The 15,984-nt window shown below is 45.5% G+C and carries 19 protein-coding genes; 13 read left to right on the forward strand and 6 right to left on the reverse strand.

The features are described from left to right. Positions 1-155: 155 nt before the first annotated feature. Together QUB37_RS27985 and QUB37_RS27990 are read right to left on the reverse strand one after the other, a co-directional pair. Positions 156-1,829 carry a leucine-rich repeat domain-containing protein gene (locus QUB37_RS27985; RefSeq protein WP_333168374.1) on the reverse strand — a complete coding sequence of 558 codons (1,674 nt, stop codon included), beginning with the start codon at positions 1,827-1,829 and terminating at the stop codon, positions 156-158. 108 nt (positions 1,830-1,937) lie between these two features. Beyond that, on the reverse strand, positions 1,938-2,411 hold the full coding sequence (locus QUB37_RS27990) for a hypothetical protein (RefSeq protein WP_333168375.1): 474 nt from the start codon (positions 2,409-2,411) through the stop codon (positions 1,938-1,940). A gap of 612 nt (positions 2,412-3,023) precedes the next feature. Between QUB37_RS27990 and QUB37_RS27995 the strand changes: the two genes are divergently transcribed. The 3 genes from QUB37_RS27995 (at position 3,024) to QUB37_RS28005 (ending at position 4,066) form a co-directional block, all read left to right on the forward strand. Beyond that, complete coding sequence (locus QUB37_RS27995; protein WP_332981402.1) at positions 3,024-3,248, forward strand: DUF433 domain-containing protein; 225 nt, start codon at positions 3,024-3,026, stop codon at positions 3,246-3,248. Further along, positions 3,245-3,577, forward strand: a complete 333-nt coding sequence (locus QUB37_RS28000; RefSeq protein ID WP_333168378.1) for a DUF5615 family PIN-like protein — start codon at positions 3,245-3,247, stop codon at positions 3,575-3,577. Before QUB37_RS27995 ends, QUB37_RS28000 begins: the two co-directional genes overlap by 4 nt. A 123-nt stretch (positions 3,578-3,700) precedes the next feature. Further along, positions 3,701-4,066, forward strand: a complete 366-nt coding sequence (locus QUB37_RS28005; RefSeq protein ID WP_333168379.1) for a DOPA 4,5-dioxygenase family protein — start codon at positions 3,701-3,703, stop codon at positions 4,064-4,066. A 60-nt stretch (positions 4,067-4,126) separates the two neighbouring features. On the opposite strand, the gene moaA is transcribed toward QUB37_RS28005, so the two are convergent. Continuing rightward, positions 4,127-5,116: a GTP 3',8-cyclase MoaA gene (moaA, locus tag QUB37_RS28010; protein WP_333168381.1), complete on the reverse strand. Its 990-nt coding sequence runs from the start codon at positions 5,114-5,116 to the stop codon at positions 4,127-4,129. Positions 5,117-5,301: 185 nt separating this feature from the next. Here moaA and QUB37_RS28015 point away from each other — a divergent pair, with 185 nt between their 5' ends. From QUB37_RS28015 to QUB37_RS28060, 10 genes are all read left to right on the forward strand, one after another. After that, positions 5,302-5,751 carry a nitrate reductase associated protein gene (locus QUB37_RS28015; protein WP_333168382.1) on the forward strand — a complete coding sequence of 150 codons (450 nt, stop codon included), beginning with the start codon at positions 5,302-5,304 and terminating at the stop codon, positions 5,749-5,751. 135 nt (positions 5,752-5,886) lie between these two features. After that, on the forward strand, positions 5,887-7,176 hold the full coding sequence (locus QUB37_RS28020; protein WP_333168384.1) for a hypothetical protein: 1,290 nt from the start codon (positions 5,887-5,889) through the stop codon (positions 7,174-7,176). Positions 7,177-7,526: 350 nt separating this feature from the next. Next, positions 7,527-7,988: an ATP synthase subunit I gene (locus QUB37_RS28025; RefSeq protein ID WP_333168386.1), complete on the forward strand. Its 462-nt coding sequence runs from the start codon at positions 7,527-7,529 to the stop codon at positions 7,986-7,988. Between the two features lie 55 nt (positions 7,989-8,043). After that, positions 8,044-8,802 (forward strand): F0F1 ATP synthase subunit A, encoded by a 759-nt coding sequence (gene atpB, locus QUB37_RS28030; protein WP_242717111.1) that lies wholly within the window; start codon positions 8,044-8,046, stop codon positions 8,800-8,802. 128 nt (positions 8,803-8,930) lie between these two features. Continuing rightward, positions 8,931-9,176 (forward strand): ATP synthase F0 subunit C, encoded by a 246-nt coding sequence (gene atpE, locus QUB37_RS28035; RefSeq protein ID WP_242717122.1) that lies wholly within the window; start codon positions 8,931-8,933, stop codon positions 9,174-9,176. Between the two features lie 97 nt (positions 9,177-9,273). Further along, positions 9,274-9,759 (forward strand): F0F1 ATP synthase subunit B', encoded by a 486-nt coding sequence (locus QUB37_RS28040; RefSeq protein ID WP_006631106.1) that lies wholly within the window; start codon positions 9,274-9,276, stop codon positions 9,757-9,759. A gap of 87 nt (positions 9,760-9,846) precedes the next feature. Beyond that, positions 9,847-10,374 (forward strand): F0F1 ATP synthase subunit B, encoded by a 528-nt coding sequence (locus QUB37_RS28045; RefSeq protein WP_190740265.1) that lies wholly within the window; start codon positions 9,847-9,849, stop codon positions 10,372-10,374. Positions 10,375-10,377: 3 nt separating this feature from the next. Beyond that, the gene (gene atpH, locus QUB37_RS28050) at positions 10,378-10,923 is read left to right on the forward strand and encodes an ATP synthase F1 subunit delta (protein WP_333168389.1); all 546 of its coding nucleotides are present in this window, start codon (positions 10,378-10,380) and stop codon (positions 10,921-10,923) included. 111 nt (positions 10,924-11,034) lie between these two features. Further along, positions 11,035-12,552, forward strand: coding sequence for a F0F1 ATP synthase subunit alpha (atpA, locus tag QUB37_RS28055; protein WP_333037344.1), 1,518 nt, complete (start codon positions 11,035-11,037; stop codon positions 12,550-12,552). Positions 12,553-12,680: 128 nt separating this feature from the next. After that, a complete protein-coding gene (locus QUB37_RS28060; protein WP_333168390.1) occupies positions 12,681-13,634 on the forward strand; it encodes a F0F1 ATP synthase subunit gamma in 954 nt (317 codons plus the stop codon). Between the two features lie 54 nt (positions 13,635-13,688). Here the strand turns inward: QUB37_RS28060 and QUB37_RS28065 are convergent, their stop codons facing one another. The 3 genes from QUB37_RS28065 to QUB37_RS28075 are packed head-to-tail and all read right to left on the reverse strand — an operon-like array spanning position 13,689 to position 15,823. Further along, a complete protein-coding gene (locus QUB37_RS28065) occupies positions 13,689-14,975 on the reverse strand; it encodes a CHAT domain-containing protein (RefSeq protein ID WP_333168391.1) in 1,287 nt (428 codons plus the stop codon). Then, positions 14,963-15,163 (reverse strand): hypothetical protein, encoded by a 201-nt coding sequence (locus tag QUB37_RS28070; protein ID WP_333168392.1) that lies wholly within the window; start codon positions 15,161-15,163, stop codon positions 14,963-14,965. Before QUB37_RS28070 ends, QUB37_RS28065 begins: the two co-directional genes overlap by 13 nt. Positions 15,164-15,187: 24 nt before the next feature. Beyond that, positions 15,188-15,823, reverse strand: a complete 636-nt coding sequence (locus tag QUB37_RS28075) for a tetratricopeptide repeat protein (protein ID WP_333168393.1) — start codon at positions 15,821-15,823, stop codon at positions 15,188-15,190. Between the last annotated feature and the right edge of the window lie 161 nt (positions 15,824-15,984).

Raw genomic sequence — 15,984 nt, forward strand, 5'->3', positions numbered from 1 at the left:
TAATTATAAAATGGAACCGAAAAATAAAAAATAAAGGTAACTTAGTTAATGCAGTTTAGATGTCGAACAGCTTAAGAGCATTTCCTAATTTAGAGGCTGAAACATCTATAAAAAAACCTAGGCGGGGATTGTCAATTTTCCCCATCTAGACCTTATCACCGTTGTAGCTGACTCTTTTTGCATTTACTGAGAAAAATTTCATGATGCTTGCTGAGAGCATTTTGATTTGGTGCTGTTTTTAGATCCTGTGGTAAAGTCAGTTTCCGCTCAGCCAAATTTTGGTAACAAGTACCGACGAGTTCAGGGGCAATCACCACTTCATTGGTATCGGGTCGGATTGATAATAGATGCAAATCGAACAAAGTGTGTATGTCAGCCCTGAGCGGTAAACCATTGGTTAAATGATTGGTTTGAGTACCTTGATATGGAATTATATGAGCTGCCTCGATAGCTGACTCTACATCACAATCAGTTATTGGGCATCGACCAGCGTAGGCAGTTAACAACTTACGTCGAAATTTAGGCTGTCCCTGTCGCTGTACAATAGAAGCAGTTATCCGTCGTCTGGCATCTTGAAGAGTTTCAGCATCAAAATATCCCTCAGATTCAATTTTTTGACGCTCAGTATCTAGATCGGGTAGCACCGGATTACCTCGCAAATCTAGTCTTTCCAAATTTTTCATGATGTGAATTGCCTCCGGGATTTCAGTAATCTGATTATTAAGGAGGTTAAGCCGTTTCAAATTGGACAATTGCCCGACCGCCTCTGGGATGGAGGTAATGTGATTGTTACTGAGGTAAAGCCATATCAGATTAGACAGTTGTCCGAGCGCCTCTGGGATGGAGGTAATCTGATTATTAGGGAGCTTAAGCCGTTTCAAATTAGACAATTGGCTGAGTGCTTCTGGGATGGAGGTAATCTGATTGTTACCGAGGTAAAGCCACATTAGATTAGACAGTTGTCCGAGCGTCTCTGGGATGGAGGTAATCTGATTGTTACTCAGGTGAAGCTCTATCAGATTCGACAATTGCCCCATCGCCTCTGGGATAGAGGTAATCTGATTGTTACTCAGGTCAAGACCTTTCAAATTGGACAATTGGCTGAGCGCTTCTGGGATGGAAGTAATCTGGTTGCCACTGAGGTTAAGCCATATCAGAGTAGACAGTTGCCCAACCGCCTCTGGAATGGAAGTAATCTGATTGTTACTCAGGTGGAGGTGTTCCAGATTGGACAATTGGCTGAGCCCTTCTGAAATAGAGGTAATCTGATTGTTACTGAAGTCAAGGTGTTCCAGATTGGACAATTGGCTGAGCGCCTCTGGGATGAAGGTAATCTGGTTGCCACTGAGGTAAAGGTGTTTCAGATTGGACAATTGGCTGAGCGCTTCTGGGATGGAGGTAATCTGATTGTTACCGAAGAAAAGCAATTTCAGATTAGACAGTTGCCCCAGTGCGTCTGGAATATTGATAATTGGATTGTTATAAGAATGAAGCTCTGTCAAACTCGACAGTTGCCCCAGCCACTCTGGGATGGAGGTAATCTGATTGTCACCTAGGTAAAGGCATTTCAGATTGGACAGTTGCCCCAGCGCGTCTGGAATAGTGGTAATTGGATTGTTATAAAGATAAAGCTCTGTCAAACTCGACAGTTGCCCCAGCCACTCTGGGATGGAGGTAATCTGATTGTCACCCAGATAAAGGCTTTTCAGGTGCATACACTTGACAATTTCCGGTGGTACTTCTTGCAACTGCAAACCCAATAAATTTAATTTAGTCAAATTTTCATCAGCAACCTGCTCAATTCGTCGCACTGCTTCCTCTCGGCTCATGTCGTTTACCTCTCAGTAACATTTATTTCATTGTGACCAGAATTTAGCTTGTTGGAAAGCGACATTTCCCCGCCTAAGCCCTGTCACCGTTACAGATTCATCAAGTTTCTAGTTATTTATACCTTTTATTCTGGTATCATTTTCCATAAGTTCAGTAACCAGAGTCCGCACAGCCAAAGGGTTATTCCTGAGATTTTCAATAATTTTTCTTAATGCTTCTTTAAATTCTTCAGAGTCTTTATCTGGATAACCAGCTACTACTATGCTGAATTCCGAATGGAATTCTAAGCATAATTTTTCTAGGTCAATTTGGTCTTGAGTAATAACTTTGTTAAAACTTAAATTAACCTCATATTCAAAGTATTTTTGTATTAATTTTGTCAAAACATGAATCGATGTCCTATAACAATCAAAAATCTTTTCGCGATACCATTTCTGTCGATCACTTTCTTCTTGCCTAATACTTTGTTGATTTTCTCGCTTCAATTGGAATCTATGGTTAACCCAATTATTAATTAATAACGAAACGCTCGACAATAAAGCAGCTAAAAGAATATAGATGCCTGGTGATTGAAAAGGCATATTATTTTAATTTTTGAAAGAGCGTAATAATGATAGCTCTTTACATAAAAGATTAGCAACTGTGAATCTGTACGGATTTTCAACCGCGCTCTCACCGCTCTGTCACCTCATCTCTCCCACACCCTCCCAGTTTTTAAAAAAGCTGTGGGTTATCAGTCGCGAGTGTGACGCAAAAAAGCTAGACCGCCACCGCTCCAATCCGATCGCTCCGACCGACACTCCGACCGCCACCGCTAGACCCGCACTAGACCCGCGAGTTATGCGCTTGTGACGCGCTTGCCACTGCCAAAGGTGGTAATCATCCCCAAACCCTCTAAACCCCGCCAGATGGTGCATTTTGTAGCCTTGCTTGTGGTGTCGGGGTGATGGCCCCGTGTCGATCGGACTACCGCCAATTTTGGAGTCTTATTGGTGGAAAACCCTACTAACTTCGGCAGACATCAAAGCCTGTCTTGCTTTTGCCGCAGACCATGAGAAAACTGATCCGCCTTGGCTACTTTCAACGTCAGGGTTCTTTTTTTCTCACTACTTGCTCAAACCTGAAATCCTGACCTAAACCAACCAGGATTATTTGCAACTATAATTACGCTTATTAGTACAAAATATTGCTTTATGGACTACCACGACATCATCACAATTGAACCGGGAAAACGCAGTGGCAAACCATGTATTCGGGGAATGCGAATCACCGTCTACGACATCTTAGAATATCTCGCCAGTGGCATGACGGAAGCAGAAATTCTGGAAGATTTTTCAGAATTAACTTCGGCAGACATCAAAGCCTGCCTTGCTTTTGCCGCGGATCGTGAAAAAAAGTTATTTGTGGCATCCCTGTGAAACTACTGTTGGACGAAAACCTCTCAGACCGAATTCTTCAGAGAATTATCGGTTTGTATCCCGATTCTGCTCATGTCAAGACCCTAGGACTGACAAATACTGATGATGCAGAAATTTGGGAATATGCAAAGGTTAATGATTTTGTGATTGTTTCCAAAGATTCTGACTTTCATCAACGGAGTTTACTTTACGGTCATCCTCCCAAATTTATTTATCTCCGTGTTGGCAATTGCTCAACATCTAAAATTGTTCAAATGCTACAATATGAAATCGACATCATTAGTCAGTTTGGAGATAGAGAAGCAGAGAGTATACTGGTATTGTCCTAGCATGAAACCCAAAAAGAAAAGACTGAGGAGATATCAACTTAAGGAGTTTACAGGAGTGAATAAAACATCCAGCAAGTTAAGCTAATATAAAGTTGTTTATCTCTGCTCAATAATCCACTGAAAATGATGAAAGAACACACCATTAACATCGTTGGTTTTCATGGACATATTTACTTCGACGCTGATAATCGCGATGCCGCAGCGCGTGTACGAGAAGGATTGACTCAGTTTGAGGTGCAGCTTGGGCGTTGGCATGACAAACCCATTGGCCCCCACCCGCAAGCAATGTATCAAGTTGCATTTTTACCAGACCAGTTTGGCAAAGTGGTTCCCTGGTTAATGCTGAATCGTGAGGGGCTCGATATTCTCATTCACCCTGAAACAGGCGACGATGTGGCAGACCATACGAAACATTCTTTGTGGCTAGGAGAGAAACTAGAGTTGAATGTCGAAGTCCTGCGACCTAGGACAGGTAACGCCAGCTTATGATCGATCCGCGCGCAAGGCGAGGGCGTTTCTCCAGACTGACTTATCCCTGATAATAGATAATTAGCCACCGATTTGAGACATAGTGCGGCTGTAATTTCCTTGAGTAGTTCCCGAATCTCGCTGCTTGAAATTAATCTCCGGTTTAATCTCTAATATGTGCCGCACTCGATCGCGCAATTCGCTTGTAGGAGTCCCGCTGCGGAGAGCAGTTTTTAAGTCAATTTGACCCGTTTCGTTCAGCAGACAAGGCCGCAGCCACCCGTCAGCAGACAAACGCATCCGGTTGCAGCGATCGCAAAAACACTCGGACATTTGGCTAATAAATCCTAAAGTGCCTTTCGCCCCCGGAATTTGAAACACATCCGCCGGCCCATTTCCGCGAACACCCGACTCGGCTAACCCGTATTTGTCGCTAATTTGTTGCCGCAATTCTGCCGAAGCTACCCAACCTTTATCGCCAAATAAATCCCCATTGCCGATCGGCATAAACTCAATAAATCGAACGTGCCAACTGCGGTTAATAGTTAATGCAGCCAAATCCAATATTTCGCTGTCATTCACACCGGGAATTACCACAACATTCAGTTTCAGCGGGTCGAATCCAGCTTGATAAGCCGCTTGAATTCCCTCCCAAACCTGCGTCCACCGCGATCGTCCCCGACTACCAATTATCTTATCAAAAGTCTCCGGTTCCAAGGAATCCAAACTAATATTAATCCGGCGCAAACCAGCATTGTAGAGATTTTCCGCCATTCCCGCCAGCAAAAAGCCATTAGTTGTCATTGACAAATCTCGCGTTTGGGGCATCGAGGCGATCGACCTTACCAATTCCACCGCCCCAGGCCGCAGCAGCGGTTCCCCACCCGTCAACCGAAACTTCGTAAATCCCACGGGTATAAAAACTTCCCGCAACAGAGTGAGCAATTCCGAGTGAGTTAACAACTGTTGCTGCAATACATAGTCCAACTCGCTACCTTCCGGCATACAGTAGAGACAGCGGAAGTTGCAGCGGTCTATCAAGCTAATCCGAAGGTAGTCTACGGTATCCATGTCAATAGTTTGTAATATTATTTAATTATAAATGCTGACTCGATTTTCTGCAATTATTGATAGAGAGCAATCAACCTGCATCAATTTCTTTTCACCTTCCCCCTCCTCTCTTCCTGGGCGCCCTCTGCGCCCTCTGCGGTTAATAAAAAAATATCATTCACAACTAAAATAAACTTGCTAAATATATGTTTTTTGAATTTGAAGCTGATTTTGTGGAAGCTCTGCGCTGTATCCCCATGCAAGTACGTCTCAAGTTAGATACTTGCGGCATTAAATTAAAGTTGCAGGATTGGAATCATTTTAACCAAGCAGAACGTCAAATGCTTGTAGAGAAACCTTGCTTGACACCAGCAGAAATTATTGATTACCGAGAAAAGCTAAATCAAATATTAATTCAACAGACAGGCAAACCGGGAACAGATTTGGCGGTTGATGAAAATCCCCCGTGGATGGATGCTGCAACTGTACCGGAGTCTGTTTCTGCAAAAGCGCAAGAGCTCGGCGTGACAATTTCTTTGGCCCAGTGGGCGAGTTTGCAGCCTCTACAGCGATTTGCTTTGATTAAGCTTAGTCGATCGAGCCACGAGAATAAAAACTTTCTCCCGGCTGTTCGAGAGTTTAAAGTTATTGAATAAGTATATGGTAAAAAGTTTGTAGCCAGCGCGAGCAATCACTCAATGTAGGTTGTTGGTTGGGAGCGATTTCTTTACCATATCGCCTCATTTTCAGCGAGAATATAACTTTTAAGTAGCATTTACTTTCAAGACACCATGTCTAACAATCCTCAGTTTTTTGATCCACTGCCCTACTCAGCTTTCAACAATCCATCAGCAGGAAGTGCCATCAGCCCATTTAGCCCAGTTAGGTTCACTTACTTTTATTTGGAAGACTTTGAAGACGGCGCTTTAGATACACCGGGTGTTACTGTTCCTGAGTTTGCCACAACAAATATTGCAACAACCTTCAGTGACTCGGTGGACGGCGATGACGGTGTTATTGATGGTCAGGCCAGAGGAAACAGCACCAGCTTATTCTCGAATTTAAGGACTAGCAGCTTTACCTTCAACTTTTCCGCTAATGCACTTGGGGGTCAATTACCAACCCATGCTGGAATTGTCTGGACGGATATTGGCAGAAATGGTGGCGGCACACCCCTGTCTGGCGACCTGCTAAATAACACGTTATTTGAGGCGTTTGGGCCATCGGGAGAATCTCTGGGGGTTATCGGTCCCTTTTCGCTGGGTGATGAGAGTATTTCGCGTACAACCTCAGAAGATAGATTCTTAGGAGTGGTCAATCAAAACGGGATCTCATCAATTCGATTGTCGATGCCCGGTAAAAATAACTGGGAAGTCGATCATCTTCAATATGGTTTCACACCTGGAACCATTTCTCCTTCCCCCTTGGGCCTCAATGGCCTTTTCTTCAACCTCTCCACCAATGCCGATAACTTTACCATCGATCCAGCTCTAGTCGGCAATCTATTGGTTCAAGGTTTAGATGGTAACGACTTGATCCAAGGCTCGCCATCGGTCGATCGGGTAAATGGCAATGCCGGCAACGATACTATACTGGGAGGCGACGGCAACGATACGCTCTGGGGTGGTCGCGATAATGATCGCATCGAGGGCAACGCCGGCAATGACACGATCGCTGGAAACCTCGGTAATGATACGCTCTCTGGCGGTGCGGGTGACGACCTCATACGTGGCGGACAAAACAACGATGTGCTCAATGGAGGAGAAGGTAACGACCAATTGGTAGGTGACTTCGGCAGAGACATTCTGACGGGTGAAGCTGGAAACGATCTGTTTGTACTGCGGGTGAATGCAGCGGCCTCCAATGTATCTGAAGCCGATGTTATTGCGGATTTTACGGCGGGTCAAGATGCGATCGCCCTCACCAACGGGCTAGCATTTGCAGGCATTGCCTTAGATACTTCGGGTAGCAATACAGCGATTCGGATTCTTGCTACCGGACAAATTTTAGGGCTGGTTACCGGAGTCCAACCTGCTGCTTTAAGCGCCGCCAACTTTACCACCTTGAATGGGGACTTTTAACTGTTATCATTTATACCAATCCTCAAGCTGAATGCGGTGAAGTAGTTTTCTGAAATACTGAAAGTCGTCGGCCGCCGACTAAAAATTATGATGCGTTCAGTCGGTTCTGCCTGGTAACGCAGGTACGTAAAGAAGAGTCTCCAATTTATCCTTCGCCACGGGGGGTTCTTCCTCTGGACATCTGTTCCCAGGCTCTTCCTAGGAATCCAGTAAAAAAAAGTTTCTGACTCCTTCGACACCAAAACCTAAAAAATCATTAATTTTATTTTAAGTATTGTTACCGCAGCGTGGTATTATTTTTCTGAGTTTGCAAAGCACTCGCCTGCTACCTGCATTAGTTTCTGAGCTTCGTGAACACGCAAAACACACCCACCGAACCCACACCAGCAACCGAGGATATTCCTCAAGCTGGCACAGTCTCGACAGTCTCGACAGTCTCGTCCGAGACTAGCAATCCTATGCAAGACTTTTATCGCCTCCAACAAGAGTTGTTGGCGTACACCCTTGCTTTTACGGCGATTATTTTTATCTCCGTTTGGATTTTTTACTCCCTCAACATTGCCCTGAATTATTTGCTTGGGGCGGTCACAGGTGTGGTTTACTTAAAGATGTTGGCTAGAGACGTTGAACGAATCGGCAGCCAAAATCAACGCATCAGCAAGACAAGGCTCGGTTTGTTTTTCGCGGTGATGATAGTAGGAACACAGTGGAATCAGCTACAGATTTTACCGATATTTTTGGGATTTCTGACTTACAAAGCTGCGCTGATGGTTTACGTGATCCGAAGTGCATTAGCACTAGATTACAGGTAAGTCAGGTAAGAAGAGCAAAACTCAACTCATCGATTTGTATGGGGAAGCCCGTTGAATGGCAATGCTTGACGTTCTAAACACCTTTAATCGTTTCCCCCTCGCCAAATTGGAAGTTGGCCAGCAGTTGTACTGGCAACTCGGCAATCTGAAAGTTCATGGACAGGTTTTTCTAACCTCGTGGTTTGTAATTGCTGTTTTAGTCGTAGTTTCGATTTTAGGAACCAGCAAAATCCAGCGAATTCCCAGCGGAATGCAAAATTTTATGGAGTATGCGCTGGAATTTATTCGGGACTTGGCTAAAAACCAAATTGGGGAAAAAGAATATCGCCCTTGGGTACCGTTTATTGGTACATTATTTCTGTTCATCTTTGTGTCAAACTGGTCTGGCGCTCTAATTCCTTGGAAGCTGATTAAGCTGCCATCAGGCGAATTGGGAGCTCCTACCGCTGACATCAACACGACGGTAGCATTTGCACTGCTGACTTCTCTAGCATATTTTTATGCAGGTCTCAGCAAAAGCGGCTTGGGGTATTTCGCCCACTATGTTGAACCGGTGCCTTTCATGTTGCCGTTCAAAATCATAGAAGATTTCACTAAGCCTCTGTCCCTAAGTTTCCGTTTGTTTGGCAACATTCTTGCGGACGAATTGGTGGTCGGAGTGCTAGTGTTGCTAGTGCCTTTATTTGTTCCTCTGCCAGTGATGGTTCTGGGACTATTTACGAGTGCAATTCAAGCTTTGATTTTTGCTACCTTAGCCGCCGCCTACATTGGTGAAGCTCTAGAAGGCGGTCACGGCGAAGAACACCACGATTAACTAACGATAAACGGCGAAGAATGAAGGAGGAAAAAGAAAATTTCTGAACTCAAACTTCCTCCCGTTAAATCGGACAATTCTGTAGACTATCTGTTCTCAATTTTGTACTTTAGATAAGGAAAATCATCATGGACTCAACAGTTGCTGCCGCTTCCGTAATTGCCGCCGCTTTGGCAGTAGGTTTAGCCGCAATCGGCCCTGGCATTGGTCAAGGAAATGCAGCAGGTCAGGCTGTAGAAGGGATTGCTCGTCAGCCGGAAGCAGAAGGTAAAATTCGCGGCACCTTGCTGTTGAGTTTGGCGTTCATGGAAGCGCTCACAATTTACGGTTTGGTCGTAGCCCTAGTGCTGCTGTTTGCCAACCCCTTCGCATAATAATTGAAAATTTTAGATTTGAGGTTTTGGCGATTCTAATCCAAAATCTCAAATCTAAAATCGATTAAGCGAATTAGATGGAAGCCGTCAAAAAATCATGATGCACTGGACAGTATTACTAGCAGTTGAAGAAGCGGCTAAGGAAGGGGGACTGTTTGATATAGATGCTACGCTGCCTCTGATGGCGGTGCAGTTTTTAATTCTAGTCGCAGTCTTGAATGTAATTTTTTACAAGCCGCTCAGCAAGTCAATTGACGATCGCGCCGATTACATTCGCAACACTCAAGTCTCCGCTCAAGAACGCTTGGCAAAAGCTCAGCAACTAGCGCAGCAGTACGAGCAAAAACTGGGAGAAACTCGCAAACAGTCTCAATCAGTAATTGCTGCTGCTCAAGCTGATGCCCAAAAAATTGGGGCAGCAAAAGTAGCTGAGGCTCAACAAGAAGCTCAAGTCGCGCGAGAAAAGGCTGGGCAAGAAATAGAGCAGCAAAAGCAAGAAGCAATGCGCTCACTAGAACAACAAGTAGACGCGCTCAGCGGCCAAATTCTCGAAAAGCTATTAGGGCAGTCGTTGGCCAAATAGCGAGACCGAAGAGTTTTAGATTTTTGATGGAATCTCAAATCTAAAATCGCTTCACCCAATCTGCACGCGCAATTATGGAAGAGTATCATGGGGACTGTTTTATTGCTAGCCACAGAAGCTAGCGGCGAAGGTGGTTTCGGTTTAAATTTCGATATTTTAGAAACCAACCTGATTAACCTGGTCATTATTATTGCAGTGCTGTTTTATTTCGGGCGCGGATTTGTAGGTAAAATCCTGACAGAGAGGCGTTCGGCCATCCAAGAGGCGATTCAAGAAGCAGAAAAACGCCAAAAAGATGCAGCAGCAGCTCTAGCAGAGCAACAGCAAAAATTGACTCAAGCGCAAGCAGAAGCCGAACGAATTCGTGCCGCTGCTGAAGAAACTGCCAAGAAAGCAAAAGAAGCAATTCTAGCTCAGGCAGCGCAAGACGTTGAACGCATGAGAGCAACAGCAGGTCAAGAGTTGGAAGCGGAGCGGGAAAGAGCGATCGCCCAACTGCGATCGGCGGTTGTATCTCTGGCATTAGCAAAGGTGGAAAGCCAGCTAAAAACTAGCTTGGACGACAGCGCTCAACACCAATTAATCGATCGCAGCATTGCGTTACTGGGAGGCTAAAACGTGAGTACAGTCAGCACAGAAGTCTTACAGCCTTACGCATCTGCCTTGATGTCACTGGCTCAGTCCAACAATCTCTCAGAGAAGTTCGGCGAAGACATTCGTTCCTTGCTGAGCCTGCTAGAAGGTTCAGAAGACTTGCGTCAATTTTTAGCCAATCCGCTGATAAAACCGGATGCTAAAAAAGCCGTGATTCAGCAAATAGCGGGTGAAGAAATGAGCCCCTTGATGCACAGCTTTCTGAAGCTATTAGTAGACAAAGGAAGAATTCTTTTTTTAGAAGGAATTGGCAAACAATACTTGGCAAGGCTCCGAGAACTAAACCAAACAGTATTGGCTGAAGTTACATCGGCAGTCCCGCTTTCAGACGCTCAACAGCAGACTGTTCGCGAAAAAGTGCAGGCGATGACCAGCGCTAGAAGCGTAGAAATTGAAACCAAAATAGACGCAGATTTAATCGGCGGTGTGGTAATCAAAGTAGGCTCTCAAGTAATTGATGCCAGCCTGCGGGGACAATTGCGCCGTCTAGGAATTCGCTTGAATTCCTGAGAGTTAATAGCTGATGACTATTAGCTAATTTAATTAGCAGTTAACGGTTGGTAGTTTTGAACAACTGATAACTGACAACTGACAACAAACAACTGACAAAAAACAACTGACATGGCAGCAATCAGACCTGACGAAATTAGCAGCATTATTCGCCAGCAAATTGAACAGTACGACCAAGATGTAAAAGTCTCTAACGTCGGTACTGTTCTGCAAGTAGGCGACGGCATTGCCCGGATTTATGGCTTGGATAAAGCCATGTCTGGGGAATTGCTAGAATTTGCCGACGGCACCGTGGGTATTGCACTGAACCTCGAACAAGATAACGTGGGTGCAGTGTTGATGGGCCAAGGCCTCGGCATTCAAGAAGGTTCGGCAGTTACTGCTACTGGCAGAATTGCTGAAGTCCCCGTTGGTGAAGCAATGTTGGGACGGGTAGTTGATGCTTTGGCCCGTCCGATTGACGGCAAAGGAGAAATTAAAACTACTGAATCTCGCTTGATTGAATCTCCGGCACCGGGGATTGTTTCTCGCCGTTCTGTTTACGAACCGATGCAAACAGGAATTACCGCTATTGATGCGATGATTCCGGTGGGAAGAGGACAACGGGAACTGATTATCGGTGACAGACAAACCGGTAAAACTGCGATCGCGATCGACACGATTATTAACCAAAAATCGGAAAACGTGATCTGCGTTTACGTAGCGATCGGTCAAAAAGCTTCTACAGTAGCTAACATCGTCAACGTCCTGCAAGAAAAGGGCGCGATGGACTACACGATCGTAGTAGCAGCCAACGCTAGCGACCCCGCAACCCTGCAATACTTGGCTCCCTACACAGGTGCTAGCTTAGCCGAGTATTTCATGTACAAAGGTAAGCACACTTTGGTCATTTACGATGACCTTTCCAAACAAGCACAAGCTTACCGCCAAATGTCTCTGTTGCTGCGCCGTCCTCCCGGTCGCGAAGCTTATCCCGGAGACGTGTTTTACCTGCACTCTCGCTTGCTAGAACGCGCTGCTAAATTGAGCGACGATTTGGGCGAAGGCAGCATGACTGCTTTGCCAATTATCGAAACCCAAGCTGGTGACGTTTCTGCTTACATTCCGACGAACGTAATTTCGATTACCGACGGTCAAATCTTCCTTTCTTCTGACTTGTTTAACGCTGGTTTGCGTCCCGCAGTAAACCCCGGTATTTCCGTATCGCGGGTAGGTTCGGCGGCTCAAACTAAGGCGATGAAAAAAGTAGCCGGTAAGGTGAAACTGGAATTGGCGCAGTTTGAAGAACTGGCAGCATTTTCTCAGTTTGCTTCTGACTTGGATAAAGCTACTCAAAATCAATTGTCGCGCGGTCAGCGCTTGCGGGAACTGTTGAAACAGCCCCAAAGTTCGCCTCTGCCGATGAACGAACAAGTGGCTGTAATCTATGCCGGTATTAACGGCTATATGGATGACATTCCTGTGGAAAAAGTCAGCAAGTTTACTGTGGGTTTGCGCGACTATTTGCGGACTAGCAAGCCGAAGTACGGCGAAATTGTTCAAGGCGGAAAAGCTTTGACTGATGAAGCTGAGAAGCTGCTGAAAGAAGGCATCACTGAATACAAGCAAAGTTTTCTAGTTTCTGCGTAGACAAGTAGGAATTTTGAACCGCAGATGAACGCGGATTAACGCAGATAATCTGAAGTTAATCTGCGTTACTCTGCGTTAATCTGCGGTTTTAATTAAGAAGATGCGGGCAAGGATGTAAGGAGAAAGTTATGGCAAATCTGAAAACTATTCGCGATCGCATTAAGTCGGTCAAGAACACTAAAAAGATTACAGAAGCAATGCGCTTGGTGGCCGCTGCAAAGGTGCGCCGCGCTCAAGAACAGGTGACTGCTACTCGGCCTTTTGCCGATCGACTGGCAGAGGTATTATACGGTTTGGCGGAACGCTTGCAGTTTGAAAACCTGGATTTGCCGCTGCTGAAAAAACGCGAAGTGCGATCGGTGGGACTGTTGGTAGTTTCGGGCGATCGGGGTTTGTGCGGCGGCTACAACAGCAACATCATCAGATACGCTGAAAATCGCGCTAAGGAAATCAAAGCTGAAGGCTTAGACTACAAATACGTGTTGGTAGGACGCAAAGCTACTCAGTATTTCCAGCGCCGCGAACAGCCGATCGATGCTACTTACGCTAACTTGGAACAAATTCCCACAGCACCGGAAGCAGCCATGATTGCGGACGAATTGTTGTCGCTATTCCTGTCAGGAACTGTGGACAGAGTTGAGTTAATTTACACCAAGTTTGTGTCGCTAATTAGTTCGCGTCCGGTAATTCAAACTTTGCTGCCCCTCGATCCCCAAGGTTTGGAAACTCCCGATGATGAAATTTTCCGATTGACATCGCAAGGCGGGCAGTTTCAAGTATCGCGCGAAAAGGTTTCTGCACCTACTAAGAAGAGTTTGCCTCGCGACATGATTTTCGAGCAAGATCCGGCGCAAATTCTGGATGCTCTTTTGCCCTTGTATTTGAACAACCAATTGCTGCGGGCTTTGCAAGAGTCTGCTGCTAGCGAGTTGGCTGCGCGGATGACGGCGATGAACAATGCTAGTGAGAATGCTAGCGATTTGATCGGTAGTTTGACGCTGACTTATAACAAGGCGCGGCAAGCGGCAATTACTCAGGAAATCCTGGAAGTTTGCGGCGGTGCTGAGGCTTTAAACGGTTAAGTTAGAGTAGACAATTTGTTGATTATATGCTATGCGTCTGGGGGAACTCAGGCGCTATTTTTTTGGGTGAAAAGATGATTTTCTTGACCTCTGTTTCTCCTGCGCCAAACCCTGCGATACAAATCCTGCCCAATAATAGGGACTGACAAACGGCAATTCTTGGCGACAAAGCAAATCTAAATGCAATCGCACATTTTTGACAATTTCTGCTTGTTGTTCTCCTTTTTGTTGCTGCTCAAAATAATCCTCTAACTGCCGTTTATATTTAGCAGACAACTCATCGCCTGTCAAGCTTCGTAGCTTAAATTGTGCTTTTCGTAGCGATTCCGAACGGCTATTATGCTGCTTTTCCTGATAGTATAAAATGCAAAATAAAGCGGTTGCTAAATCATCCACAGCCCACAAGGTACTGACCACATTTCGCGCCCCCGCACAGAGGAAGCCGCTAGCAATGGAGAGCGGGTCGTCGGTAATTTGGGTAAAGGTTAAATTAGTTTCGCAGCAGGAGAGGAACACTTCGGCTAAGTCGGAAAATCTCCAGGTAAAAACACGACCGAGGTTGATATCGCCATCAAATAAATGCAGTTTTGATTCTAGGGAATTATTCAGATCGGCACTGGCGTGATGGCTGGAATGAAGGACTTGCACTTGGTTGAATAAATTTTGATAGTTGCCGATCGTCGCTTGCTGATATTGGAGGCGAGAATTTTTATCAAGTTCGTGCATGGTTGCCAGGGTTTCGCACTCGTAGCCAGCGCAAACGAGGTCGCCTGTGGCATTTTCGACGATTCCCATTGTCGCAGGTTTGAGGTTGCCTCGCTGGTGGCAAAAGTTGAGTATTTGGCAACTGGGAACGATGCGGAGGCGGAATTTATCGCTGAGGTATTCGGGTTGTTTTTGGGGCGGGGTTTTTGCCGGGGTGATGGTGGGTTTGCTGAGAGGTTTTAAGCCGCGTGTTCTGTCGGAGGCTGTATTGCTTTGGGGAATGGGAATGTTGTTTAAAGGTAAGGCCGCAAAGGGGATTTGATGCAGGTACAGGTGAGGGATGATAATCATTTCTTTGATGCCGTTGAGAGGTTGGGAAATTAGTTGATTAATTTGCAGGCGATTGGCGAGTTCGTGGAGAAATTCACCCATTTGATTTTGCCATGCGGTTCGGTTTTCTTTATAAGGCTTTAACCAGTTGTTGAATAGCCAATATTGCAAAGTTTCATATCCTTGACCTTCGCAGGTGTGGAGTTGGGTTGGTTGATTTTGGCGCAAGATGAAAATGTGGGTATGCTCATCAGTGGTGTAAAAATTGAGGATGGCGGTTTCGGCATCGGGAATTAAGGCTTGCATCTGGTCAAAACTGAGGGGGCTGGTTGCAATTGAGCCGCCAAAACTTGGTCTTTGTCGCGAATTTTTAGCCAAGCTTGCTGTTTTTCAGATTCTAATTGTTTAATCTTTTCGATGATAGCGTCGCCGTTGGGGGTTTGCTGGCGAGTGGTGGCGATCGCTTTTGTACTGTCATTTTCAGAAATACGCAAGCGATCGCTTTGTTGTTGCAGGCGCTAGTATTCTTCGACTTCGGGGGGAATTTCGCCTTGGGGGTAGAGGTTCTTGCTGGCGAATAAGTCGGCGAGGTGGCGCGATCGGGAACCGTCTGCCGTTTCGACTGCTTTATCGTATTGTTTGAGGTTGATGTAGCATTGGACGGCGTTGGCGTAAACGGAGATAGCTTCTGCAATGATTTTTTGGCGGCGATCGTCGGTGGTTGAACCTTTGCGGAGTTGTTCGACTGCTTTTATGGCGGGTTCGTATCCTTTTAAGGCGAGTTGCCAGTCGCCTTTGATCAAAGCAATGTTACCGAGGTTATAGCCGGCTGTAAAGGATTCGGGTGGCATGGTTTCGGGGGTAGCAATTTCTAGGCAACCTTGATATTTTTGTATTGCTAACTCTGTTTCCTGCAATTGGCGGTAAGCGTTACCAAGATTGTTGAGAGAAGCAACTTCACCAATGGGGTATTTGATTTCCAAACAAATAGCTAAAGACTTTGCATAGTAGGCGATCGCGAGTTTGTAATCTTCCAGGAAGAGGTAAGCGTTACCTAAACTTCCGAGTGAAGCTGCTTCCCCTTGCCGATCTTTAATTTCCAGACAAATGGCTAAAGACTTTTCGTCACCAGCGATCGCGAAACTGTTAGTCACTTTGATGCAGATTACGCTTGCGAATGGGGGAGCAGAAATCGGTTGTTTAGTGCTTCGCCAAGACCGACAATGGTTAGTCGTAGCTCATTACTCACAAGTTAAGCTAAAAGCACTATTGTCAATGAGTAATTTTACTCATCTTTTACCTGTTGACCCAATTA

Source organism: Microcoleus sp. AT3-A2 (assembly GCF_036705685.1).
In the GTDB taxonomy this organism is placed as follows: domain Bacteria; phylum Cyanobacteriota; class Cyanobacteriia; order Cyanobacteriales; family Microcoleaceae; genus Microcoleus.